This is a genomic window from Streptomyces sp. NPDC052773, from assembly GCF_044547145.1.
In the GTDB taxonomy this organism is placed as follows: Bacteria; Actinomycetota; Actinomycetes; order Streptomycetales; family Streptomycetaceae; genus Streptomyces.
Genome location: NZ_JBITZX010000009.1, coordinates 222,780 through 246,903 on the forward strand (window position 1 = coordinate 222,780; position 24,124 = coordinate 246,903).

Here is a 24,124-nt window from a genome sequence, read left to right on the forward strand (position 1 = left end):
GCGGTGAACCGGCGGCCCTGCGGGGCGACCGGCGATCCTCGCACCCCGACAGCCGCACAGCCCGGCAGCCGCACAGCCCGGTACACGCACAGCCGGACGCGCACAGCCGGGCCGGCGGACCTCACGCCATGCACACGCACAGCCGGGCCGCCGGCTCGCCGGCCGGCCGGCGAGCCCGAGCCCGCCCGGGCTCGGAACCCGCCCGAGCCCGCCCAGGCTCAGAACCCGCCCCCGAAGTCCCCGCCTCCCCCGAAGTCGCCCCCGCCGCCTCCGAAGTCGCCGCCGCCCCAGCCGCCGCCGAAGTCGCCGGTGTCGAAGTCGGCGCCGGAGACGTCGCCGCCCTCGTAGCCGCCGAAGTCGCCGTAGCCGGCGCCGTAGTCGGCCGCGTAGGACGGGGTGGCCATCATGCTGCCGAGCATGGTGCCGACGAGCAGGCCGGGCAGCAGGCCGCCGCCGAAGTAGCCGCCCGCCCAGGGGCCGTAGGCCGGGCCCGCGTCCCAGTAGGGACGGCGGCCGTAACCGGTGTCGACCTCGCGGATCATGGGGTCGAGCCCTTCGGCGAGCCGCGTCTGGTCGGCCGCGCAGACCGGGACCTCGCGGGTGGCACCGCCCTCCGGCGTCCAGGTGACGTCGGCGACGGACGGGCCGTGGCGGGGGTCGAAGAAGCACGGCGGCCGGCGTTCCGGCAGCGGCCGGCCCTCGCGCCGGGCGGCGAGCCGGGCGAGCGCGAACCGGCCGTCCTCCAGGGTCTCCGTGACCGGGCGCACGTCCTCGGGTTTTCGCGCCGCCGCCATCCGGGTCTTGGCCACTTCGTAGGCGTCCAGGCCGCGGGCGTAGTCGGCGCGCATCGCGTCGTCGGCCGCCGGGTCCCCGGGCCTGAAGTCGAGGCGGTCGAGTTCCTCGCCGAACGCGGTGATGTCCTCGTCGACCACCACGCGCAGCTTCTCCAGCGCCGCCCGCTGCTCCTCCTCGTGGCGCCGCCGGTTGCGGCGGACGAGGGCGTACGCGCCCGCGCCGCCCGCCGCGAGCACCGCGCCGGTGGTGACGAGCGCGGTGGTGGAGACACCGGTGTCGGCGGACCCCCAGGAGGAGGGGGCCGAGCCGCCGACGCCGCCGCGCAGGGCGCCGTCGACGAAGTCGTTCAGCTGGGCCTTGGGGTCGCCCGCGTCCTGCACGGCCGCGACCAGGTTGGACACACCCTGGCGGCTCAGCACGCTGCTGTCGGCGCGCGCGTCGAAGCGGTCGCCGACGGTGACGCCGTACAGACCGGTGATGCCGGTCTCGGTGCGGAGGTTGCGGAACAGGTTCTCCGTCGGCTGGTCAGCGGGCAGCACGGCCACGAAGACGGGCTTGTCCGCGTCCTCGATCTTGTCGGCGAGGGCTTCGGCGTCCGCCTCGGACAGTACGTCGGCGGCGGCTGGATCGACGTAGACGGGACTCTCCCGCAGGGCCTGGGCGACCACGGAGAGATCGGTGGCCGCGTGCGCTCCCGGCGCACCGGCCGACAGCACCGCCAGTGCGGCGGTGACCGGCACGATCAGCAGGCGTACGAAGGTACGCGACAGTGCGGCCTTCATATGTTCGAAACTACCCGAATCAGGCACATATTGACATCGATCCCGGAAGGCGGCCGCTTCATTGGCATGGACCTGCCGACTCACCTCTGCTTCACTCAGGACTTAGCTCACACCATGAGCTAACCCTGTCGACCCGCTGTCCTCCGGAAGGACGACACCCCATGAGGAGATCCCCCACCCGCACCCTGCGGCTCCTGCTGGCCGCGCTGCTCTCCACGACCGGACTCGCCACCGCGGGCCTCACCGCCGCCGCCCCCGCCGCGCACGCGGCCGGCGAGCAGGTGAACGTCTGGCTGACCACGACCGACGACGCCGGCGGGCGCCACGTCGTACGCGGGCTCCAGGCCCAGACTCCGTTCGCCTTCCAGGCCGGGACCGGCGGCAGCGGCGAGAACATCACCGTCGACGAGAAAACCCGCTACCAGACCTTCACCGGCGGCGGCGCCTCCTTCACCGACACCGCGGCCTGGCTGATGCACGGCAGCGGCGCGCTGTCGCAGGCGACGCGGGACGCGACCATGCGCAAGCTGTTCTCCCCGACGGAGGGCATCGGGCTGTCGTTCCTGCGCAACCCGATGGGCGCCTCCGACCTGGCGCGGTACGGATACACCTACGACGACCTGCCCGCCGGGCAGACCGACCCCGACCTGTCCGAGTTCTCCATCGCGCACGACCTCCAGGACGTGGTGCCGCTGACCCGCCAGGCCCGGCAGCTCAACCCGGCGCTCACGGTGATGGCCTCGCCGTGGACCGCGCCCGCCTGGATGAAGGACAGCGGGCAGCTCAACGGGGGCTGGCTGAAGGCGGAGTACTACGGCACGTACGCCGACTACTTCGTGAAGTACGTGCAGGCCTACCGCGAACAGGGCATCCCGGTGGCGTACGTGACCGCGCAGAACGAGCCGACCTGCTGCGCGGGCTACCCGTCGATGAGCTGGAACGCCTCCGGCCTCGCCTACTTCACCAAGAACGAGCTGCTGCCGAAGCTGGCCGCGGCCGGGCTGACCACGAAGGTCCTCGCGCACGACTGGAACTGGGACACCTACGACGCGTACGCCGCCCCGACCGTCGACGACCCGGCGATCCGCTCGCACCCCAACTTCGGCGGCATCGCCTGGCACGGCTACGGCGGCGACGTGACCAAGCAGACCGCGGTGCACGACCGGTACCCGCAGCTGGACGCCTTCGGCACCGAGCACTCCGGCGGCACCTGGATCGCCCACCAGCAGCGCGAGGACATGATGAACATCATCGACTACACCCGGAACTGGGCGAAGTCGGTGACGAAGTGGTCCCTCGCGGTGGACCAGAACCGGGGCCCGCACAACGGCGGCTGCGGGGTCTGCGACGGGCTGATCACCGTGCACAACGGGGACGCCCGCCACGGCCAGGTCGACTTCACGATCGAGTACTACACGATGGGCCACCTGACGAAGTTCGTCCGCCCCGGCGCCCACCGCATCGCCTCCACCGCGTCCGCCACCGTGCCGAACGTCGCCTGGCGCAACCCGGACGGCTCCAAGGCGCTCATCGCCTACAACGACTCGACCTCATCGCGCACGCTGACCGTCAACTGGGGCTCCCAGCACGCCACTTACACCCTGCCCGGCCGGACCTCCGCGACCTTCACCTGGTCCGGCACGCCGTCCGGCGGCGGCGACCCCTCCGGGGCGTTCACCGGCCTCGCCGGCAAGTGCCTCGACGTGGCGGGCGGTTCGAGCGCCGACGGCACCCCCGTGCAGCTCCACGACTGCAACGGCACCGCCGCCCAGCGCTGGACCGTCCGCTCCGACGGCTCGGTGCAGGCGCTCGGCAAGTGCCTGGACGTGACCGCGGGTTCGACGGCGGACGGCGCGAAGGTGCAGCTGTACACGTGCAACGGGACCGGTGCGCAACGGTGGTCGTACAACGCGGCGACGGGTGACGTCGTCAACACGGCGGCCGGCAAGTGCCTCGACGTGACGGACCACTCGACGGCGAACGGCGCCCGCGCGCAGATCTGGAGCTGCACGGGCGCCGCCAACCAGAAGTGGACGCTGCGGTGAGGCCGGTCTACTCGGCCGGCTGTACCCCGGCCCGCAGCAGCCCGTAGGTGTAGGCGTCCTCCAGGGCCTGCCAGGACGCGGCGATGACGTTCTCCGCGACGCCGACCGTCGACCACTCGCCCGCTCCGTCGGAGGTGGAGATCAGGACGCGGGTCGTGGACTGCGTGCCGTGCTTGCCCTCCAGGATGCGGACCTTGTAGTCGACCAGCTCCAGCTTGGCGAGCTGGGGGTAGATCTTCTCCAGGGCGACGCGCAGGGCCCGGTCGAGGGCGTTGACCGGGCCGTTGCCCTCCGCGGTGGCCACGATCCGCTCGCCCTTGGCCCACAGCTTGACGGTGGCCTCGTTGGCGTGGGTGCCGTCGGGGCGGTCCTCGACGATGGCCCGCCAGGACTCGACCTCGAAGTAGCGCAGGGGCCTGCCCTGGACCTCGGTGCGCAGCAGGAGTTCGAAGGAGGCGTCGGCCGCCTCGTAGGTGTAGCCCTGGAGCTCGCGCTCCTTGACCCGCTCGACGACCCGGCCGACCAGCTCGCGGTCGCCGCCGAGGTCGATGCCCAGCTCCTTGCCCTTCAGCTCCACCGAGGCCCGGCCCGCCATGTCGGAGACCAGCATCCGCATGGTGTTGCCGACCTGCTCGGGGTCGATGTGCTGGTAGAGGTCCGGGTCGACCTTGATGGCGGAGGCGTGCAGGCCGGCCTTGTGCGCGAAGGCGGAGAGGCCGACGTACGGCTGGTGGGTGGAGGGGGTGAGGTTCACGACCTCGGCGATGGCGTGCGAGATCCTCGTCATCTCGCGCAGCCGGCCCTCGGGCAGCACCTTCTTGCCGTACTTCAGCTCCAGCGCGGCCACCACCGGGAACAGGTTGGCGTTGCCGACGCGCTCGCCGTAGCCGTTGGCGGTGCACTGGACGTGGGTGGCGCCCGCGTCGACGGCGGCGAGGGTGTTGGCGACCGCGCAGCCGGTGTCGTCCTGGGCGTGGATGCCGAGCCGGGCGCCGGTGTCGGCGAGGACGGTGGCGACGACGGCGTGGATCTGCGCCGGGAGCATGCCGCCGTTGGTGTCGCACAGGACGACCACGTCGGCGCCGGCCTCCGACGCCGTACGGACGACGGACTTGGCGTACTCGGGGTTGGCGCGGTAGCCGTCGAAGAAGTGCTCGCAGTCGACGAAGACGCGGCGGCCCTGGGCCTTGAGGTGGGCGACGGTGTCGCGGACCATCTCCAGGTTCTCGTCGAGCGTGGTGCGCAGGGCCAGCTCGACGTGGCGGTCGTGGGACTTGGCGACCAGGGTGATCACCGGGGCGCCGGACTCCAGCAGCGCCCTGACCTGCGGGTCCTCGGCGGCGGTGGTGCCGGCCCGGCGGGTGGAGCCGAAGGCGACGAGCTGGGCGTGTTTGAAGTCGATCTCCGTCTGGGCGCGGGCGAAGAACTCGGTGTCCCGCGGGTTCGCGCCGGGCCAGCCCCCCTCGATGAAGCCCACGCCGAAGTCGTCCAGGTGCCGTGCGATGGCGAGCTTGTCCGCGACCGTGAGGTTGATGCCCTCGCGCTGCGCGCCGTCGCGCAGGGTGGTGTCGAAGACGTGGAACGAATCGTCGAGCTCGCTGGATGCGGTCATGGTCTGAAGGCTCCTGTGTTGGATCTCGGTCTACCGGAATGACCGGCTCCACCGTCCTTCTATGATCCCTCGCGCTCTCCTCCCGGCTGGGGGTGGGCCAGGAAAACGAAAAACCTCTCGCGGGTGCGAGAGGTCTGCGCGCGGGTCGAGGACGACGGTGTCCGCCCGTACCGGGTCGTACGAGGCGGTCACTGCGGACCGGCGCGCCTGCTGCCAATAATCATGGCGAACGAGAGCACGGTGGCAGTCTGGCACAGACCGACCCTCCGTGACTGGCGTGTCTCAGTATGCGAGCCCCCGATCACTCGTCGCACCCGTCGGACCGCGCCGTCTCACGCCTCCGCGAGGAGGGTCTGGTCCAGGAACTCCCGTACGTGGCCGAGGATCTGCTGCCGGTCGGTGCCGCGCAGGCCGATGGCGACGTGGATGGCGAAGCCGTCGAGCAGCGCCCGCAGCCGGGCGGCGTACCGGTCGGGGTCGACGGGGCGGAACTCGCCGCGCGAGACGCCCTCGGCGAGCAGCGCGACCAGGTCGCGGTGCCAGGCGCCCTCGATGGCGACCTGCCGGTCGCGGGCGTCGTCGTCGGCGTTCTGCGAGCGGTTCCAGACCTCCAGCCACAGCGTCCAGTGCGGGTCGCGGTGGCCGTCCGGGACGTACAGGTCGACGTAGGCGTCGAGGCGTGCGCGGGCCGGTGCGGGGCGGGCGAGCAACCGCCCGCGCTCGGCGCCGAGGCGGCCCTCGCTCCACTCCAGGGTCTGCAGCAGCAACTCGTCCTTGGTGCGGAAGTAGTAGAGGAGGTGGCCGCTGCTCATGCCGACCTCACGGCCGAGCGCGGCCATGGTCAGCTTCTCCAGACCGCGCTCGGCGATCATCTCCATGGCCGCGGCGAGAACGTCCTCGCGGGGCGGCGCGGGGGTACGGCGACGGGTGCTCACGGGGCGGCCTCCACCCGGACGGCGTCGGGCAGCGGCCGCCCGTCGCGCTCGGGGCGTTCGGAGGGCTCGGGCAGCAGCCGTACCGGCTCGGTGAGGGGGCGGCCGCACGCCGCGCGGAGCAGGACGTTCACCCGTATGTTCTACCCGACTGTGCTACCCGGCGCGGACCGTCACCGGGTCTTCGGCTGCTGCTGGGTGATGCAGTGGATGCCGCCGCCGCCCGCGAAGATCTGCCGGGCGTCGACGAGGGTCACCGTCCGGTCGGGGAACAGGCGGCGGAAGATGCCGGCCGCGATCTCGTCGTTCGGGTCGTCGAAGGCGCACAGGACGACGCCGCCGTTGCAGAGGTAGTGGTTGATGTAGGAGTAGTCGACCCAGTCGCCCTCCTCGTCCTTCAGGACGGTCGGCGCGGGGATCTCCACGACCTCCAGGGGACGGCCCTTGGCGTCGGTCTGGTTGCGCAGTATGTCCAGGTACAGCTGGGAGCGGGCGTGGTCGGGGTGGGCCGGGTTGCGCTGGCTGTGCACGAGGACGGTGCCGGGCCGCGCGAAGGCGGCGACGATGTCGACGTGGCCCTGGGTGCCGTACATGCCGTAGTCGCCGGCCAGGCCGTGCGGGAGCCAGATCGCCTTGGTGGTGCCGAGCTTGGCGTGGATCTCCGCCTCGACCTGCTCGCGGGTCCAGCCGGGGTTGCGGCCGGAGCCGAGCTGGACGGTGTCGGTCAGCAGGACCGTGCCCTCGCCGTCGACGTGGATGGCGCCGCCCTCGTTGACGAGGGTGCTGCTCAGCACCGGGACCCCGGCGAGGTCCGCGACATGGCGGGCGATCTTGGAGTCGTGCTCCCAGCGGGCCCAGTCCTGGCCGCCCCAGCCGTTGAACACCCAGTCCACGGCGGCGAGCCGGCCCTCCTCGTCGGTCACGAAGGTCGGGCCGATGTCGCGCATCCACGCGTCGTCCAGCTCGCGCTCCACCAGGTCGACGTCCGGGCCGAGCAGTTCCCGCGCGGACTCGGCCTGGCCGGGGCCGTGCACCATCGTCACCGGTTCGAAGCGGCGCACCGCGCGGGCCACGGACGCCCAGGCGGCGCGGGCCTCGGCCAGCTCCTCGTCCGTGGTGAACGTCGGGTTGGGGCCGGGCCAGGCCATCCAGGTGCGCTCGTGCGGGGCCCACTCGGGGGGCATGCGGAAGGTCATGGAATGTCCCAGGGAGTCGGGGTGAGAGTCAGGGTCAGAGGAAGTAGAGGCGGTTGAGGGAGACGGAGTCGGCCGGTTCGGAGCGCAGCGGTTCGCCGTCCAGCGTCACGAGGCCCGTGCGCTGGTCGACGTCGACCGCTCCGATACGGGAGTTCAGCCGCAGGTCGGCCGGTCCGATGCCGCGGGTGCCGCGCACGGCGACCCGGCGGCGGCGGGTGGGCATGGTGTCGCGGCCCTGGTCGAGGGCGGCCTGCGCGACGAAGGCGACGGAGATGTCGGCCGGGGTGGCCCCGTGCGCGCCGAACTGCGGGCCCAGCACGAGGGGTTCGCAGGTGTCGGTGGCCGCGTTGGGGTCGCCCACCACGCCGTACGCCGGGAAGCCCGCCTTGAGCACGAGCTGCGGCTTGGCGCCGAAGTACTCGGGGCGCCACAGCACGATGTCGGCGAGCTTGCCGACCTCGATGGAGCCGACCTCGTGGGCGAGGCCGTGCGCGATGGCCGGGTTGATGGTCAGCTTGGCCATGTAGCGCAGGACGCGCTCGTTGTCGTGGTCGGTGTCCGGGCCGCCGAGTTCGGCCTTCATCTTCCCGGCCATGGCGAAGGTGCGGCGGACGGTCTCGCCCGCGCGGCCCATGCCCTGCGCGTCGGACGAGGTGATGCCGATCGCGCCCAGGTCGTGCAGCACGTCCTCGGCGCCCATGGTCCCGGCGCGGATGCGGTCGCGGGCCATGGCGGCGTCGCCGGGCAGGTCGGGCTTGAGGTCGTGGACGGAGACGATCATGCCGTAGTGCTCGGCGACCGCGTCCCGGCCGAAGGGCAGGGTGGGGTTGGTGGAGGAGCCGATGACGTTCGGCACGCCCGCCATCTTCAGCACGTTGGGCACGTGTCCGCCGCCGCAGCCCTCGATGTGGAAGGCGTGGATCGTACGGCCCTCCAGGACGCGCAGGGTGTCCTCGACCGACAGGCACTCGTTCAGGCCGTCGCTGTGCAGGGCGACCTGGACGTCGTGCTCCTCGGCGACGCGCAGCGCGGTGTCCAGGGCGCGGGTGTGGGCGCCCATGTCCTCGTGCACCTTGAAGCCGGAGGCACCGCCCTCGGCGAGGGCCTCGATCAGCGGGGCCTCGTGGGAGGACGAACCGCGGCCGAGGAAGCCGATGTTGACGGGCCAGGCGTCGAACGCGTTGAACGCGTGCTTGAGGGCCCAGGGCGAGTTGACGCCGACGCCCCACACCGGCCCGAACTCCTGGCCGATGATGGTGGTGACGCCGGAGGCGAGGGAGGCCTCCATGATGCGCGGCGACAGCAGGTGGACATGGGTGTCGACGGCGCCGGCGGTGGCGATCAGGCCCTCGCCGGAGACGATCGAGGTGCCGGTGCCGACCACGACGTCGACGCCGTCGAGGGTGTGGGGGTTCCCGGCCCGGCCGATCGAGCGGATCCGGCCCTCGCGGATGCCGATGGACACCTTGCGGATGCCCTGCACGGCGTCGATCACGACGACGTTGCTGATGACGACGTCGCAGGTCTCGCGGACGGCGGCGGCCTTCAGGTGCAGTCCGTCGCGGGCGGTCTTGCCGAATCCGGCGAGGAACTCGTCGCCGTAGCGCTGCGAGTCCGACTCGACCTTGATCGTCAGGCCGGAGTCGCCGAGGCGGACGCGGTCGCCGGCGCGGGGGCCGTGGGTGGCGGCGTACTCGTACGGGGTGAGGCGGCGGGCCTCGGCGGGGTGCCCTCCGGGGCGGCTCATCGGTTTCCCTCCTCGCTGGGAACTCCCAGGTATCCGCAGGCGGCGGCCCTGCGGAGGGCCTCTTCCTTCGCGCCCGGCGCGTCCAGCGGCCCGTCGACCAGTCCGGCGAAGCCGATCGCGATCCGCTCGCCGCCGATCGGCACCAGCCCGACCTCCTCGCTCTCGCCCGGCCCGAAGCGCACGGACGATCCGGCGGGGACGGCGAGCCGCATGCCGTAGGCCGCGGCGCGGTCGAAGTCGAGCCGCGGGTTGGCCTCGAAGAAGTGGAAGTGCGAGGTGACGGAGACCGGCACGCTCGCGGTGTTGGTGACCCGCAGCCGCACCACGGGCTCCGGGTCGGAGTGGGCCGGCCCCGGCAGCAGCGCGCCCGGCGCCCGCTCGCCCAGTCCCCCGCCGAGCGGATCGGAGACGACGGCGAGCCGGGATCCGTCGTCGAAGACGGCCTCCACCATGACCTCCGTGACCACGTCGGCGACGCCGGGCAGCACGTCGTCGGGGCCGAGCACGGACCGGGCCGCCTCGACGGCCTCGGCGAGCCGCTTCCCGTCGCGGGCGGCCTCGCAGACGGTGTCCGCGATGAGCGCCGTGGCCTCCGGCACGTTGAGCCTCAGACCGCGGGCCCGGCGGGCCCGGGCCAGCTCGGCGGCTCCGAAGAGCAGCAGCCGGTCACGTTCCGTGGGGGTCAGTCTCATGACGCGGGCACCTCCTTGCCTACCCCAGGATTAGAGCATCACTCTAAACACAAGATTCTCGCAATCGAAGCATTGACGGGCCACCTTGAGCCACGTCACATTGAGCGCCGTTCCAAACTGTCAGGCGGCGCCGAAGGAGACCAGCCCATGCCGATGGAACAGCACGGAGTCGACACCATCCCCGAGGAGGAACGCACCAGCACGCCCCGTGACCTGGTGTCGATCCTGCTCGGCTCCAACCTCTGCCTCGGAGTGATCGTCTTCGGCTGGCTGCCGCCGTCCTTCGGACTGGACTGGTGGGCGTCGGTCAGCTCGATCGTGGTGGGCACCCTGGTCGGCATCGCCTTCACCGCCCCGCTGGCGCTGATCTCGCTGCGCACCGCCACCAACCTGTCCACCTCCTCCGGCGCCCAGTTCGGGGTGCGCGGGCGGCTCGTCGGTTCGGTCGTCGGCCTGCTGCTCGCCCTCGGCTACACCGCGCTGACGGTGTGGATCGGCGGCGACGTCACGGTGCGGGTGCTGGGCCGGCTGTTCGGCCTGCCCGCGGGCGACCTGGCGTACGTCCTGGTCTACGGCCTGCTGGCGGCGGCGACCGTCGCGGGTGCCGTCTACGGCTACCGGGTGCTGCTGGCGATGTCCCGCCTGCTCGCGATCGGCATGACGGTCCTGCTCGTGCTCGGCGTGATCGCCTACGCCCCGGACTTCACCACGGCCGCGCTCCCGGAGACCGGCGGCTATCTGCTGGGCGGGTTCTGGCAGACCTGGGTGCTGGCGGCGGTGGCCGCGGGCCTGTCAGGGCCGGTCGCCTTCATCACCCTGCTCGGCGACTACACCCGCTACATCTCCCCCGCCCGCCACACCTCGCGCAAGGTGCTGCACGCGACCTGGGTGGGCCTGCTCCTCGGCCTGCTGGTGCCGCAGCTCTTCGGCACCTTCACCTCGTACGCCGCCCGCGCCGCCCTCGACTACGCGGGCCCGCTCGCCGAGGCCACCCCCGCCTGGTACCTGCTGCCGCTGCTGCTCGCCGCCTCGGCCGGATCGGTGGGAAACGCGGGCCTGATGCTCTACTCGATGGGCCTCGACCTGGACGCGATCCTGCCGCGGCTGTCCCGGGCCCGCGCCACCTGCACGGTCGCCGTCCTCGCCACGGCCTGCGTCTTCGCCGGGCACTTCGCCATCGAGGCGCAGACCGCGATGACGTCCTTCGTGCTGCTGCTCACCGCGATCGGCACGCCGTGGGCCGTCATCACCCTCATCGGCTTCGCCCGCTGCCGCGGGGTCTACGACGCGGACGCGCTCCAGGTGTTCAACCGCCGGGCGCGGGGCGGCGCGTACTGGTTCACGGCCGGCTGGAACATCCCGGCGACCGTCTCCTGGGCGCTGGGCGCGGTAGTCGGCGTGCTGGCGGTGGCCCTGCCGTCGTACGAAGGGCCGCTGCTGGCCTTCACCGGCGGGATCGACGTCAGCTTCCTGCTGTCGGGTGCGGTGGGCGGTACGGCGTACCTGGCGCTGACCGGCCGTACGGGTCGTACGGGTCGGGAGAAGGAAACGGCCGCCGCGGAACCGGAGTCCGCGACGGCCACCACCACAGCCGCTGAGGCCTAGCCCAGCTTGTGCATCCAGCCGTGCTTGTCGTCCGCCGTGCCGCGCTGGATGTCCAGGAGGGCCTGGCGAAGTCGCAGCGTGACCTCGCCGGGCTCTCCCCCGCTCTGCTGCCACTCCCCGCCGGCGCGCTTGACCGTGCCGACCGGGGTGATGACCGCGGCCGTGCCGCAGGCGAAGACCTCGGTGAGGGTGCCGTTCTCGGAGTCGCGCTGCCACTGGTCGACGGAGACCCGGCCCTCCTCGGCCTGGTAGCCGAGGTCGCGGGCGACGGTGAGGAGGCTGTCGCGGGTGACGCCCTCCAGGATGGAGCCGGTGAGGGTCGGGGTGACGATCTTGTCGCCGTACACGAAGTACAGGTTCATGCCGCCCAGCTCCTCGATCCACTTGTGCTCGACGGCGTCGAGGTAGCAGACCTGGTCGCAGCCCTTGGCGGCGGCCTCGGCCTGGGCGAGCAGGGAGGCCGCGTAGTTGCCGCCGGTCTTGGCGTCGCCCATGCCGCCGGGGACAGCGCGCACGCGGTCCTCGGAGACCCAGATGGAGACGGGCTTCACGCCGCCGGGGAAGTAGGCGCCGGCCGGGGAGGCGATGACGAGGAACAGGTACTCGTTGGCGGGCTTCACGCCGAGCCCGACCTCGGTGGCGATCATGAACGGGCGCAGGTAGAGGGACTCCTCGCCGCCGTGCGCCGGCACCCACGCCTTGTCCTGCTGGACCAGCGCGTCACAGGCCTCGATGAAGGTCTCGACCGGCAGCTCCGGCATGGCGAGGCGGCGCGCGGAGCGCTGGAAGCGCAGCGCGTTCTGGTCCGGGCGGAAGGTGGCGACCGAGCCGTCGGGCTGGCGGTAGGCCTTCAGGCCCTCGAAGATCTCCTGCGCGTAGTGCAGGACGGTGGTGGCCGGGTCGAGGGGGATCGGCGCGTACGGCACGAGCTGCCCGTCGTGCCACCCGCGGCCTTCCGTCCACTTGATCGTCACCATGTGGTCGGTGAAGTGGCGGCCGAATCCCGGGTTGGCGAGGATCGCCTCCCGCTCCGCGTCGGAGAGGGGGTGGGCCGAGGGCTTCAGCTCGATCGTGGGCGTCGTCATGAGTGGTTGTCCTTCACCGGTTGTAGTGACGGGCCGCTGATCCGCCGATCGCCCGCACCGGTCGTTTCCGGCCAGTGGTAGGACGTCCGAGCTTTCCCTCATCCCGCGGCTCCGTGCTCGATTATCTCGCGCGGGGCTCGGCGGAAAGAAACGGGGTGGCGGCGGCCCAGGGGTCGATGGTGGCACCCGGCGGGGGACACGGGGAAGCCGCCGGGCGCCCTGAGGGGGACCCGACGGCTTCTGTCGTGGAGCAGCGCGGCGGGTCAGCCGGCTACGCGTACGGCGAGCGTGTCGCCGATCTCGGAGGTGGAGCGGGCGGGCTTGCCGGCGCGCTCGGTGAGGTCGGCGGCGACCGCGGCGTCGATGCGGTCGGCCTCGGCCTCGTAGCCGAGGTGGCGCAGCAGGAGCGCGACGGACAGGACGGTGGCGGTGGGGTCGGCCTTGCCCTGGCCGGCGATGTCCGGGGCCGAGCCGTGCACGGGCTCGAACATGGACGGGAACTCGCCGCTCGGGTTGATGTTGCCGCTCGCGGCGACGCCGATGCCGCCGGAGACGGCCGCGGCGAGGTCGGTGATGATGTCGCCGAAGAGGTTGTCGGTGACGATCACGTCGAACCGCTCGGGCTGGGTGACCAGGTAGATGGTCGCCGCGTCCACGTGCATGTACTCGGTGGTGACGTCGGGGTACTCCTCGGCCACCTTGTTGAAGATGTTCGTCCACAGGTGGCCCGCGAAGGTCAGCACGTTGTTCTTGTGGATCAGCGCGAGCTTCTTGCGCGGGCGGGCCTGGGCACGCGCGAAGGCGTCGCGGACCACACGCTCGACACCGAAGGCCGTGTTGACGGAGACCTCGGTGGCGACCTCGTGCTCGGTGCCCTTGCGGATGGTGCCGCCGTTGCCCGTGTACGGGCCCTCGGTGCCCTCGCGGACCACGACGAAGTCGATGTTCGGCGCGCCCTTCAGCGGCGTGTCCACGCCCGGCAGCAGCTTGGACGGCCGCAGGTTGACGTGGTGGTCGAAGGCGAAGCGGAGCTTGAGCAGGAAGCCGCGCTCCAGGACGCCGGAGGGGACGCTCGGGTCGCCGATCGCGCCCAGCAGGATGGCGTCGTGCTGCTTCAGGGCGTCGAGGTCGGCGTCGGTGAGGGTCTCACCGGTGGCGTGGTAGCGCTTGGCGCCGAAGTCGTACTCCTTGGTCTCCAGCTTCACATCCTGCGGAAGGACGGCGGAGAGGACCTTCAGGCCTTCGGCCACGACTTCCTGGCCGATGCCGTCACCGGGGATCACTGCGAGATCGATGCTGCGAGACATGTCGGGCACCCTACTCCTCGTCCCATGGGATGACACGCGCTGTCCGCGATACGGACATGCCGTCCCCGTTGCCATCCCCCGTTCACCCGTATGACGCGCGCGTGTTGGCGCACGGGGGGAAGGTTGTCCGGCATGGAGATCCCCGACTTCGGCGTCCCGGCCCGGCTCGCCGCCCGGATGACCATGGCCGAGCAGCACGAGTACCTGCGCGCGACCCTCACCCGGCGCCGCACCCTGGTGACGGCCGGGGCGGTCGCGGGCGGCCTGCTGACCGGCTGCTCCGGACGGGACCGGCCGGCGGCCGGCGCCGACTCGCGGCCGTCCGGTTCCGCCGTCGTCCCCTTCGGCCGCCATCTCGCCTTCGGCCCCGACCCGCGCACCGGGATGCGGATCTCCTGGCAGGTGCCCGCCGCGGTGCGCCGGCCGTATGTGCGGATCGGGACCCGCCCCGACGATCTGGGCGGCCGGATCGAGGCGGAGGTGCGGGCGCTGCGCACACCGGAGCTGCCGGGGGTGCGCGCGGCGGTCGAGCAGTTCTACGTGCACGCCTCCCTGGACGGCCTGCTGCCCGGCACGACGTACCACTACGGCGTCGGCCACGACGGCCACGACCCCGCCGCGCCGGAGCACCGCGCCGCGCTCGGCACCTTCCGCACCGCGCCGGCGAAGGCGGACCGGTTCGTGTTCACCGCCTTCGGCGACCAGGGCGTCGGCGAGGCCGCCGCCGCCAACAACGCGCTGCTGCTGCGCCAGAACCCGGCCTTCCATCTGCACGCCGGGGACATCTGCTACGCGAACCCGACCGGCAAGGGCTCGCGGTCGGACGTCTACGACGCGCCCCACTGGGACCGCTATCTGAAGCAGACCGAGCCGGTGGCGCGGTCGGTGCCGTGGATGGTGACGACCGGCAACCACGACATGGAGGCCTGGTACTCCCCCGACGGCTACGGCGGCCAGTGGGCCCGCTGGTCCCTGCCGGACAGCGGCTTCGACCCGCGCCGGTCGCCGGGCGTGTACGCGTTCACCTACGGCAACGTCGGCGTCGTCGCGCTGGACGCCAACGACGTGTCGTACGAGATCCCCGCCAACCTCGGCTACAGCGAGGGGCGGCAGACGGCCTGGCTGGACAAGAAGCTGCGCGAGCTGCGCGCCGACCGGGGGGTGGACTTCATCGTGGTCTTCTTCCACCACTGCGCCTACTCGACCTCCTCGCACGCCTCCGACGGCGGGGTGCGCGCCGAGTGGGTGCCGCTGTTCGCCGAGCACCAGGTGGACCTGGTGATCAACGGGCACAACCACGTCTACGAGCGCACCGACGCGATCCGCGGCGGCGAGGTGGGCAGGCCGGTGCCGATCGGCGGCTCCACCGACCCGGCGCGCGACGGCACGGTGTACGTCACCGCGGGCGGCGGCGGCAAGGACCTGTACGGCTTTCCGGCGGGGGTGCCGGAGAGCTACGAGGGGAAGGTCGCCGACCGGGAGGCCGTGCCGACGTTCCAGTGGACGAAGTCGCGGAAGGCGAAGCCGGAGACCGTGGAGTGGTCGCGGGTGCGCTACCGGGGCTTCTCGTTCCTCTCGGTGGAGGCGGAGGGCGGGGCGGCCCCCCGGCTCACGGTGTCGGCGCTCGCCGGGAACGGGGAGCGGATCGACCACTTCGAGGTGCGCAGGGGCGGCTGACCGCCGGGCCGGGCGGCTCTCAGTGGCCGGTCGAGCCGCCGTTGTCCCGGCGGTCGAGGGCGCGCTGGAGGGCCGCGGCGGCGTTCTTGCGGTCGGACTCGCTGATGCGGGAGACGCGGCGGACTCGGCGGCGGACGGTCGTCTCGGCCATGGGGAATCGACTCCTTCGACAGGCGGGAGTTCGGCAACGGGGTTCACGAGACGCCGGATGGGCGCGGAGCTGCGGTGCCGCAGGGGTTGCCTGCACGGGCCCGGCTCACGAGCGCCAGTCGCTGGGTCGAGCGAGACGTTCGGCTCCTACAAAAGTAGGCGAGGACGGAGCGTCTGTCTCCACAATTACTCGGACTTCCTACTATCTGAGACGGCCCAGGTCAGAGCACATCTCCGTCCCGCCAGTCGAAGACCAGCTCGGCCTGCGGGTCCGAGGCCGCGGCGGGCACGGGCCACACATAGGTGCTGCCCTCCTCGTCGGGCAGCCGGACGATCCCGTCGGGCCCGAGCGCGCTGATCCGCCCGCTCCACGCCCACCAGCCGCGGGCGGTGTAGAGCCGGGCACCGTCGTCGCTCGCCGAGAGGGCGCCGAGGTCGTAGGCGCGGGTGACGATCCCTTCCAGGGCGGCCATCACCCGCCCGCCGAGCCCCTGCCGCCGTACGTCCCGCCGTACGGCGACGCCCTCCACGTACCCGACGCGCAGCCACCGCCCCTCGAACCGCACCCGCCGCATCACGACCGCCCCCTGCGCGGCGAGCCCCCGCTCGTCGTGCACCAGGGCGTGCATACCGCCCAGGGTGTGGTCCCAGTCCTCGTCCGCGAAGTCCCCGTCGAAGGCGTCGTGCAACAGGGAGCGGACGGCGGTGAGTTCGGCGGGGGTGAGGTCGGCGGTGTGGGCGGTGCGCGTGGTGGTCATGGCGTCAGTATCGCGAGGCGCGTCAGGCGGTTTCCGCCGGTTTATTTCGGTCGCCGGGCGCGATCCATGCCGCCTACCGTGCCCCGATGACGCAACTGCGCACCGAACGCCTGCTGCTGCGATCCTGGCGGGACTCCGACCTCGCCCCGTGGGCCGCGCTCAACACCGACCCGGAGGTGCGCCGGTATCTGCCCGGCGTCCCCGGCCGGGAACGGACCGACGCCGCCGTCGCCCGCTTCCAGGCCGACCTGGACGCGCGCGGCTGGGGGTTCTGGGCGGTCGAGGTACGCGGCACGGGCGAGTTCGTCGGCTTCACCGGCCTCGACCCGGTCGAGGAGGGCCAGCCGTTCACCGGGGTCGAGGCGGGCTGGCGGCTCGCCCGCTCGGCCTGGGGCCACGGCTACGCCACGGAGGCCGCCCGCGCGGCCCTCGCCTTCGGCTTCGCCGAGCTGGGCCTGCCGGAGATCCTCGCCGTCACCGCGCACGACAACCTGCGCTCGCGGGCCGTGATGCGCCGCCTGGGCATGACGTACGACCCGGCGGACGACTTCGACGACCCGGCCGTGCCCGAGGGGCCGCTGCGCCGCTGCGTCCTGTACCGCCTGCGCGCTCCCGGCGGCGGGGACGCCGAACGGGCCGGGTCCGTGTGAGGACCCGGCCCGTTCACCCGCTGCGGGGTGTCAGCCCATGTGCGGGTAGGTGTAGTCGGTCGGCGGGACCAGGGTCTCCTTGATGGCGCGGGTCAGGGTCCAGCGCTGGAGGTTCTGGGGGGCGCCGGCCTTGTCGTTGGTGCCGGAGGCACGGCCGCCGCCGAAGGGCTGCTGGCCGACGACGGCGCCGGTCGACTTGTCGTTGATGTAGAAGTTGCCGGCCGCGTAGCGCAGCTTCTCCATGGTGTACGCCGCCGCGGCACGGTCGCCCGCGATGACCGAGCCGGTGAGGGCGTAGTCGGAGACGGACTCCATCTGGGTCAGCATCTCGTCGTACTTGTCGTCCTCGTAGACGTACACGGCGAGGATCGGGCCGAAGTACTCGGTGGTGAAGACCTCGTTCTCCGGGTCGGTGCACTCGATGACGGTCGGGCGGACGAAATAGCCCACCGAGTCGTCGTAGGTGCCGCCCGCGACGATCGTGCAGGTGGGGTCGTTCTTGGCGCGTTCGATGGCGGCCTTGTTCTTGGCGAAGGCGCGCTCGTCGATGACGGCGCCGATGAAGTTCGACAGGTCGGTGACGTCACCCATGGTGAGGTAGTCGACCTCGGCGGCGAACTCCTCCTTGAAGCCGTCGTTCCAGATGGACGCCGGGATGTAGGCGCGGGAGGTCGCCGAGCACTTCTGGCCCTGGTACTCGAAGGCACCACGGGTCAGGGCGGTCTTCAGGATGGCGCGGTCGGCGCTCGGGTGGGCGACGACGAAGTCCTTGCCGCCGGTCTCGCCGACCAGGCGCGGGTAGGCGCGGTACTTCTCGATGTTCTGGCCCACCGTCTTCCACAGGTACTGGAAGGTCTTGGTCGAGCCGGTGAAGTGGATGCCGGCGAGGTCGCGGTGGTTCAGGGCGACCTCGGAGACCTCCAGGCCGTCGCCGGTGACGAGGTTGATCACGCCCTTGGGCAGACCGGCCTCCTCCAGCAGCTGCATCAGCAGCACGGCGGCGTGGGTCTGCGTCGGGGACGGCTTCCACACGACGACGTTGCCCATGAGGGCCGGGGCGGTCGGCAGGTTGCCCGCGATGGCCGTGAAGTTGAACGGCGTGATCGCGTAGACGAAGCCCTCCAGCGGGCGGTGGTCCAGCCGGTTCCACACGCCCGGGGAGTTCGCCGGGGGCTGCTCGGCCAGGATCTGGCGGGCGTAGTGGACGTTGAAGCGCCAGAAGTCGACCAGCTCGCAGGGGGTGTCGATCTCGGCCTGCTGGGCGGTCTTGGACTGGCCCAGCATGGTGGAGGCGGCCATGGTCTCGCGCCACGGGCCGGCCAGCAGCTCGGCGGCGCGCAGGATGATCGCCGCGCGGTCGTCGAAGGACATCGCGCGCCAGGCCGGGGCCGCGGCGAGGGCCGCGTCGATGGCGTCCTGGGCGTCCTGCTTGGTGGCGTTGCGGTAGGTGCCGAGGACGGCCTTGTGGTTGTGCGGCTGCACGACCTGGAAGGCCTCGCCGCCGCCCATGCGCTTGACGCCGTTGATCGTGCAGGGCAGGTCGATCGGGTTCTCGGCCAGCTCCTTGAGCTTGACCTCCAGCCGGGCGCGCTCGGGCGAGCCGGGGGCGTAGCCGTGCACCGGCTCGTTGACGGGGGTGGGGACCTGGGTCACAGCGTCCATGAGATCCGTAACTCCTTGTACGTGAGCGGGTGGTGGGCTCAGCCCTTGCTGACCATCGACCGGAGGAAGAACCGCAGGTTCGCGGGCTTCTCCGCGAGGCGGCGCATGAAGTAGCCGTACCAGTCGGTGCCGTAGGCGGTGTAGACGCGCATCCGGTGCCCCTCGGCGGCCAGCCGCAGGTGCTCCTCGCCGCGGATGCCGTAGAGCATCTGGAACTCGTACTCGTCGAGCTTGCGCCCGGCCTGGTGGGCCAGCTCCTGGGCGATGGCGATCAGGCGCGGGTCGTGGGACCCGATCATCGGGTAGCCCTCGCCCTCCATCAGCGTCCTGAGGATGCGGACGTACGCCTTGTCGATCTCGTGCTTGTCCTGGTAGGCGACGGACGCGGGCTCCTTGTAGGCGCCCTTCACGAGCCGCACCCGGCTGCCGTTCGCGGCGAGGCGGCGGGCGTCGGCCTCGGTGCGGAAGAGGTAGGCCTGGATGACACAGCCGGTCTGCGGGAAGTCCTTCCGCAGCTCCTCGTGGATGGCGAACATCGAGTCGAGGGTGGTGTGGTCCTCGGCGTCGAGCGTGACGGTCGTGCCGATGGCGGCGGCGGCCTCGACGACCGGGCGGACGTTGGCGAGGGCCAGCTCGTGGCCGTTCTCCAGCGCCTGCCCGAACATCGACAGCTTGACGGACATCTCGACCCGCTCGCCCAGCTCCAGCGGCTTGATCCGCTCGATCAGCTCCAGGTAGGCGTCGCGGGCCGCGGCGGCCTGCTCGGGGGTGGTGATGTCCTCGCCGACGACGTCCATCGTCAGCTCCAGGCCCTTGGCCGTGAGGTCCTCGATGATCGGGACGATGTCGTCGACCGTCTCCCCGGGGATGAAGCGGTCTACGACCTGCTTGGTCACCGGGGCCGCCGAGATCAGGCGTCGCATCCGGTCGCTGCGCGACGCGGCGAGAATCACGGGACCCAGCACGGGGCACCTCCACATACAACCAACCATCGGCCATTACCCGACGATTCGGGTACGGCACGGAGAACCACCGTGAAACCTAAGGATCCCTCCGATCGTCGGCCATCGACAGCTGTCACGCATCCCTGCCGAAGATCTCAGACAGATGTATGAAGGCGTCGCGGTTATGCGGCAGAATGCCCGGGTGACGTCGGATTACAAGGGTGACTACCAGGAGCTGGTCGACGAGATCTCGGAGCTTCTGGGCGCCCCGGCGACGCTGGAGAACCGCGACTTCGAGCTGATCGCCTTCGGGGCCTACGACAGCGAGGGCGAGCTGGACGCCTCCGCGCTGGACCCGGTGCGCACCCGCTCGATCCTCACCCGGCGCTCCACGGCGGCGGTCCGCGCCTGGTTCGAGGGCTTCGGCATCACCAGGGCGACCGGCCCGGTCCGCATCCCCGCGAGCCCGGAGGCCGGGGTGTACCGGGGGCGCATCTGCCTGCCGGTACGCCATCGGGGTGTCGTCCTCGGCTACGTCTGGCTGCTGGAGGACGAGCCCGGTCCGACCGAGCGGCAGCTGGCCGCCGCCATGGAGGTGACCGGGCGGATCGGGGCGCTGCTCGCCGACGAGGCGCAGCACGGCGCCGACCTGACCCGGGAGCTGCGGGCGGTGCTGACCGCCGAGCGGGGCTGGCAGCGGGACATGGCAGTGGCCGCGCTGCGCACCGCGCTGGGCCCGCGCGGCGAGGGCCCGCACGCGGTGGTGTGCGTCGCGCCCTGGCCGTCGCCGGACCCGGACGACGCGCCGTCGGCGCGGGCCGTGCCGCACACGACCGCGCTGTGCACGGTGCCCTGGGGCACCACCGGGCAGAGCCTCGCGGCGCTGGTCCGGCTGCGCTCGACGGACGTCACCGCGCCCGCGCTGACCACGGCGTCCCGGCTGCTGCGGGAGGGCGCCCGCGCGGCCGGGGTGAGCGAGCCGCGCGCCGGGCTGGCCGAGCTGGGCACCTCCTGGCAGGAGGCCTCGGCCGCCGCCCGCGCCGCCCTGGCCGAACCCCGGCTCGGCCCGGTCGCCGAGTGGGCGCGCGTCGGCCCGTACCGCCTGCTCACCGCGCTGCCCCCGGAGGCCGTCCACGACCCGGTGGTCGCCCCCCTCCTCTCCCCCACCCACCAGGAACTGGCCCGCACCGCCGAGACCTACCTCGACTGCGCGGGCCAGGCCGGCCGCACCGCCGCCGAACTGGGCATCCACCGCCAGACCCTCTACTACCGGCTGTCCCGGGTGGAGCAGCTGACGGGACTGGACCTGGACGACGGGGAGGACCGTCTGCTGCTGCACATGGCGTTGAAGGCGGCGCGGTTGTAGGGGCCCCGGGGGGTGGGTGTGGTCGGGCGGTCCGGGTGACCGCCGTGATCGGGCGGCCGGGCAGATCGCCATGGTCCGGCGCCGCCCGGATCACCGCGGCCCGGCAGCCGAACAGATCGCCGTCACCAGGCCGCCGGGCGTACCGCCGTACGCCAGGCACCCCGGCGGGCCGGCGTTACGAGCGCCGCACGCATCGCCGCCGTCCGGCGACCGGCGACCGGTGACCGGCGACCAGGGGATCGCCGGTGTTCAGGCGGTCGGCACCAGATCCGCCGTGACCGGCACGTCCGGCGTGCGCGTGTTGGTCACGACCGCGAGGTGCGGCCCCTGTGGGCCGGAGTGCCACTGGCCGCCTGCCAGGGGGAGCAGGGCGATGTTCGGGGTGGGGCCCGTGGTCCAGTCGAGGGGGCCGACGATGGTGGTGAGGCGGGTTCGGGACAGGGTGTCGGCGACGGCGGAGCGGTCGGTGGGGTCGGGGGCTGTGGAGAGGGCGTGGTGGGCGGTCTCGACGAGGGCGTGGGCCAGGCCGAGGGGCTGGAGCCAGGGGCGGCCGGTCGACTCCTGGTAGGCGTCGGCCAGTTCGGCGCAGGTCGTGCCGTCGAGGCTGGAGCGGTGCGGGTGGCCGGGTGACCAGTAGACGAGTGTGGCGACGCGCGCGCCGGCCAGTTCGTCGTGGACGCGCCGGTCGGCGGCGGTGGCGGTGTGCGGGTAGGTCAGCCAGCGCGAGCAGGTGATCAGCCGGGGCCGGACGCCCGCCTCGCGGGCCTGCCGGTGGTAGAGGGCGAGGTCGGCCGCGGTGGCGGCGCTGGTGACGATGGCGGCGCCGGCCTCGCGCAGCCGGGTGACCCACGCGGCCAGGTCCTCGGCCGGCTCCCGGTACGGGCCGGGGTCGATCAGCCGGTGCCCGCGGGCGCGGGCGGCGGGGACGAAGCCGAACTCGCGGTCGCGCAGCAGCCGTCCCTGGAGGTCGTCGTTCCACAGGCAGCCGACGGTCCGCTCCGTCCCCTCGGCGCCGGGCAGCCGCTCCCACAGGTCGGCGAAGACGCCCGCGATGTCGTCCAGACCCCAGGCGAAGTGGTACGTCCACCGGAAGGCGCGCCGCGGATCGCCGCCGCGCGCGCATCCGTACGCCTGCCAGGGGAAGGTCGTCGACACGCAGGGCACGCCCAGCTCCTCGCAGGCGTCGGTGACGGCGGGCAGGACCTGGGTGCCGGCCATGGTGAGCACGATGTTCGCCCGTTCCCGCTCGGCGAGTTCACGCACGGCGCCGCGGGCCGTCGCCGCCTCGGAGCGGCTGTCGCGGACGGCGATCCGCACCGCGTGGTCGCGGCCCCGCGCGCGCAGCCGGTTCAGCCGCGGCGCCAGCCGCTCCAGCACGAACGACAGCGGCTCGCCCAGCGGCGCCAGCCGCCCGGTGCGCGGCACCACCACGCCGATGCACAGTCCCGTCATGTCGGTCCGCCTCTCGGGATCGTCGACTCGCTCGCCGTGGGAACGATCGACCGGCCGCGCGGGGCACGAGAGGCACCGGGCGGGCCACTGAGGGCGATTATTGGAAATGATTGTCATCGTGCTACGGTCGTCGCGCGTTCAACCTTTGACCACCCCTTTGCTCGGAGTGACCTGTGCGCGTCCCCGCCCGCCTGCTCCCCCTCACCGCGGCCACAGCGGCCTGCGCCCTGCTCACCGGCTGCTTCGCCTCGGCCGGCGGCTCCGGCGCGGACGCCGGGGGCAAGCGCATCCGCGTCGCGATGATGCAGCCCCCGCGCTCGGGCCTGTCCCCGCTCTCCGACGACGCGTTCAAGCTGTCCCGCTGGTCGACCGCCGAGACCCTGGTGACACTCGACGAGGACGGCGACGCCGAGCCCGCGCTCGCCACCGGGTGGAAGCAGCACGGCCGCAGCTGGACCTTCACGATCCGCGACGGCGTCACCTTCCACGACGGCACCGAGCTGACCGCCGAGGCCGTCGTCAACTCCCTCACCCGGGCCGCCGAAGCCGCCCCCAAGCCCCGCATCCTCGACGGCGTCGACCTGACCGCGAAGGCCGACGGGGACAAGGTCGTCGTCACCACCGCCACCGAGGACCCCCTGGTCCCGCAGCGGCTCAGCTCCCCGCAGCTGTCGATCCTCGCGGCCAAGGCGTACCGCGGGAAGACCGTGAACCCGGTCGGCGCGGGCACCGGCCCCTTCGAGCTGACCGAGGTCAACGGCACCTCCTCCGCCTCCCTCGACCGCTACGACGACTACTGGGGCGGCAAGGCCAAGGCCCCCGGCATCGACGTGAAGTTCGTACCCGACGGCACCGCCCGCGCCGCCGCCCTGCGCAGCGGCGAGGCCGACATCGTCGAGGCCGTGCCGGTCTCCCAGGCCGCGCTGCTCGACCCGGACCTGGTCACCGAGGTCCCGATGCCCCGCACCAACACCCTCTACCTGAACACCGAGAAGGGCGTCTTCAAGGAACCCGCGATGCGCGCCGCCGCCCGCGAGGCCATCGACGCCGAGTCGATCGTGAAGGGCGTCTACGAGGGCCGCGCCGACATCGCCGAGGGCCTGCTCGGCCCCGCCCTGCCGTGGGCGGCCGGCCTGCGCGAGCCCGTACGGCACACGGAGGCCGGTGACCCGGAGGGCAAGCGGGTCACCATCGGCACCTTCACCGACCGCGCCGAACTGCCCGAGGTCGCCGCCGCACTGCAACAGCAGCTCCGGAAGGCCGGGTTCGAGGTGAAGCTGGACGTACGCGAGTACGCCAACATCGAATCCGACGCGCTCGCGGGTGAGTTCGACGCGTTCATCCTCTCCCGCGCCACCGTCCTCGACTCCGGCGACCCGGCCGCCTACCTCTACAGCGACTTCGCCTCCGACGGCTCCTTCAACATCGCCCAGCTCGCCGACCCCGCCGTCGACAAGGCCCTCGACGAGGCCGCCCAGACCGCGACCGGCGAGGCCCGCCGCAAGGCCGTCATCGCCGCCGAGGCCGCCGTGCTGCGCACCGACGCGGCCGTGCCCATGCTCCACGAGCGGGTCATCCAGGGCGACGCCGCGGGAGTGGTGGACGCCGCCCACGACCCGCGCGAGCGGGAGCTGGTCACCGCCGACACCTACGTCAAGTGAGGCGTA

At 72.4% G+C, this 24,124-nt stretch carries 20 protein-coding genes; 6 read left to right on the top strand and 14 right to left on the bottom strand.

Annotated features, from left to right (window positions below; all coding sequences use genetic code 11):
- Positions 1-218: 218 nt before the first annotated feature.
- Entirely contained in the window at positions 219-1,577 is a 1,359-nt protein-coding gene (locus ACIG0D_RS21605; protein WP_399803123.1) for a hypothetical protein, read from the bottom strand.
- Positions 1,578-1,738: 161 nt separating this feature from the next.
- On the opposite strand from ACIG0D_RS21605, the gene ACIG0D_RS21610 reads away from it, so the two are divergent.
- Entirely contained in the window at positions 1,739-3,622 is a 1,884-nt protein-coding gene (locus ACIG0D_RS21610; protein WP_399803125.1) for a ricin-type beta-trefoil lectin domain protein, read from the top strand.
- Between the two features lie 7 nt (positions 3,623-3,629).
- Here the strand turns inward: ACIG0D_RS21610 and cimA are convergent, their stop codons facing one another.
- The 6 genes from cimA to ureA all read right to left on the bottom strand — a co-directional run bounded on the left by cimA (position 3,630) and on the right by ureA (position 9,801).
- Positions 3,630-5,234: a citramalate synthase gene (cimA, locus tag ACIG0D_RS21615; protein WP_399803128.1), complete on the bottom strand. Its 1,605-nt coding sequence runs from the start codon at positions 5,232-5,234 to the stop codon at positions 3,630-3,632.
- Between the two features lie 332 nt (positions 5,235-5,566).
- Complete coding sequence (locus ACIG0D_RS21620) at positions 5,567-6,169, bottom strand: TetR/AcrR family transcriptional regulator (RefSeq protein WP_399803131.1); 603 nt, start codon at positions 6,167-6,169, stop codon at positions 5,567-5,569.
- Positions 6,166-6,300, bottom strand: a complete 135-nt coding sequence (locus ACIG0D_RS21625; protein ID WP_399803134.1) for a hypothetical protein — start codon at positions 6,298-6,300, stop codon at positions 6,166-6,168. The genes ACIG0D_RS21620 and ACIG0D_RS21625 overlap by 4 nt, the downstream gene beginning before the upstream one ends.
- 39 nt (positions 6,301-6,339) lie before the next feature.
- Entirely contained in the window at positions 6,340-7,362 is a 1,023-nt protein-coding gene (locus ACIG0D_RS21630; protein ID WP_399803137.1) for an agmatine/peptidylarginine deiminase, read from the bottom strand.
- A gap of 34 nt (positions 7,363-7,396) precedes the next feature.
- The gene (locus ACIG0D_RS21635) at positions 7,397-9,109 is read right to left on the bottom strand and encodes an urease subunit alpha (RefSeq protein ID WP_399803140.1); all 1,713 of its coding nucleotides are present in this window, start codon (positions 9,107-9,109) and stop codon (positions 7,397-7,399) included.
- Complete coding sequence (gene ureA, locus ACIG0D_RS21640) at positions 9,106-9,801, bottom strand: urease subunit gamma (protein ID WP_399803143.1); 696 nt, start codon at positions 9,799-9,801, stop codon at positions 9,106-9,108. The genes ACIG0D_RS21635 and ureA overlap by 4 nt, the downstream gene beginning before the upstream one ends.
- A gap of 147 nt (positions 9,802-9,948) precedes the next feature.
- Between ureA and ACIG0D_RS21645 the strand changes: the two genes are divergently transcribed.
- Positions 9,949-11,406, top strand: coding sequence for a cytosine permease (locus tag ACIG0D_RS21645; protein ID WP_399803146.1), 1,458 nt, complete (start codon positions 9,949-9,951; stop codon positions 11,404-11,406).
- On the opposite strand, the gene ACIG0D_RS21650 is transcribed toward ACIG0D_RS21645, so the two are convergent.
- Both ACIG0D_RS21650 and ACIG0D_RS21655 read right to left on the bottom strand, forming a co-directional pair.
- A complete protein-coding gene (locus tag ACIG0D_RS21650; RefSeq protein WP_399803149.1) occupies positions 11,403-12,491 on the bottom strand; it encodes a branched-chain amino acid aminotransferase in 1,089 nt (362 codons plus the stop codon). The genes ACIG0D_RS21645 and ACIG0D_RS21650 overlap by 4 nt on opposite strands.
- A 263-nt stretch (positions 12,492-12,754) precedes the next feature.
- Positions 12,755-13,798, bottom strand: a complete 1,044-nt coding sequence (locus ACIG0D_RS21655) for a 3-isopropylmalate dehydrogenase (RefSeq protein WP_399803151.1) — start codon at positions 13,796-13,798, stop codon at positions 12,755-12,757.
- A gap of 132 nt (positions 13,799-13,930) precedes the next feature.
- On the opposite strand from ACIG0D_RS21655, the gene ACIG0D_RS21660 reads away from it, so the two are divergent.
- Positions 13,931-15,475: a purple acid phosphatase family protein gene (locus ACIG0D_RS21660; protein WP_399803153.1), complete on the top strand. Its 1,545-nt coding sequence runs from the start codon at positions 13,931-13,933 to the stop codon at positions 15,473-15,475.
- A 19-nt stretch (positions 15,476-15,494) separates the two neighbouring features.
- Here the strand turns inward: ACIG0D_RS21660 and ACIG0D_RS21665 are convergent, their stop codons facing one another.
- Together ACIG0D_RS21665 and ACIG0D_RS21670 are read right to left on the bottom strand one after the other, a co-directional pair.
- Positions 15,495-15,626 carry a hypothetical protein gene (locus ACIG0D_RS21665; RefSeq protein ID WP_399803156.1) on the bottom strand — a complete coding sequence of 44 codons (132 nt, stop codon included), beginning with the start codon at positions 15,624-15,626 and terminating at the stop codon, positions 15,495-15,497.
- A gap of 220 nt (positions 15,627-15,846) precedes the next feature.
- Positions 15,847-16,383 (bottom strand): GNAT family N-acetyltransferase, encoded by a 537-nt coding sequence (locus ACIG0D_RS21670; RefSeq protein WP_399803159.1) that lies wholly within the window; start codon positions 16,381-16,383, stop codon positions 15,847-15,849.
- 86 nt (positions 16,384-16,469) lie between these two features.
- On the opposite strand from ACIG0D_RS21670, the gene ACIG0D_RS21675 reads away from it, so the two are divergent.
- A complete protein-coding gene (locus tag ACIG0D_RS21675) occupies positions 16,470-17,033 on the top strand; it encodes a GNAT family N-acetyltransferase (protein ID WP_399803162.1) in 564 nt (187 codons plus the stop codon).
- A gap of 30 nt (positions 17,034-17,063) precedes the next feature.
- Here ACIG0D_RS21675 and pruA read toward each other — a convergent pair whose 3' ends face one another.
- Positions 17,064-18,695 (bottom strand): L-glutamate gamma-semialdehyde dehydrogenase, encoded by a 1,632-nt coding sequence (gene pruA, locus ACIG0D_RS21680; protein ID WP_399803166.1) that lies wholly within the window; start codon positions 18,693-18,695, stop codon positions 17,064-17,066.
- 38 nt (positions 18,696-18,733) lie between these two features.
- Positions 18,734-19,660, bottom strand: a complete 927-nt coding sequence (locus ACIG0D_RS21685) for a proline dehydrogenase family protein (protein ID WP_399803168.1) — start codon at positions 19,658-19,660, stop codon at positions 18,734-18,736.
- A gap of 142 nt (positions 19,661-19,802) precedes the next feature.
- Between ACIG0D_RS21685 and ACIG0D_RS21690 the strand changes: the two genes are divergently transcribed.
- Positions 19,803-21,005: a PucR family transcriptional regulator gene (locus tag ACIG0D_RS21690; RefSeq protein ID WP_399803171.1), complete on the top strand. Its 1,203-nt coding sequence runs from the start codon at positions 19,803-19,805 to the stop codon at positions 21,003-21,005.
- Between the two features lie 249 nt (positions 21,006-21,254).
- Here the strand turns inward: ACIG0D_RS21690 and ACIG0D_RS21695 are convergent, their stop codons facing one another.
- Positions 21,255-22,457 carry an ABC transporter substrate-binding protein gene (locus ACIG0D_RS21695; RefSeq protein ID WP_399803174.1) on the bottom strand — a complete coding sequence of 401 codons (1,203 nt, stop codon included), beginning with the start codon at positions 22,455-22,457 and terminating at the stop codon, positions 21,255-21,257.
- A 173-nt stretch (positions 22,458-22,630) separates the two neighbouring features.
- Here ACIG0D_RS21695 and ACIG0D_RS21700 point away from each other — a divergent pair, with 173 nt between their 5' ends.
- Positions 22,631-24,118 carry an ABC transporter substrate-binding protein gene (locus tag ACIG0D_RS21700; RefSeq protein WP_399803176.1) on the top strand — a complete coding sequence of 496 codons (1,488 nt, stop codon included), beginning with the start codon at positions 22,631-22,633 and terminating at the stop codon, positions 24,116-24,118.
- Positions 24,119-24,124: the final 6 nt, after the last annotated feature.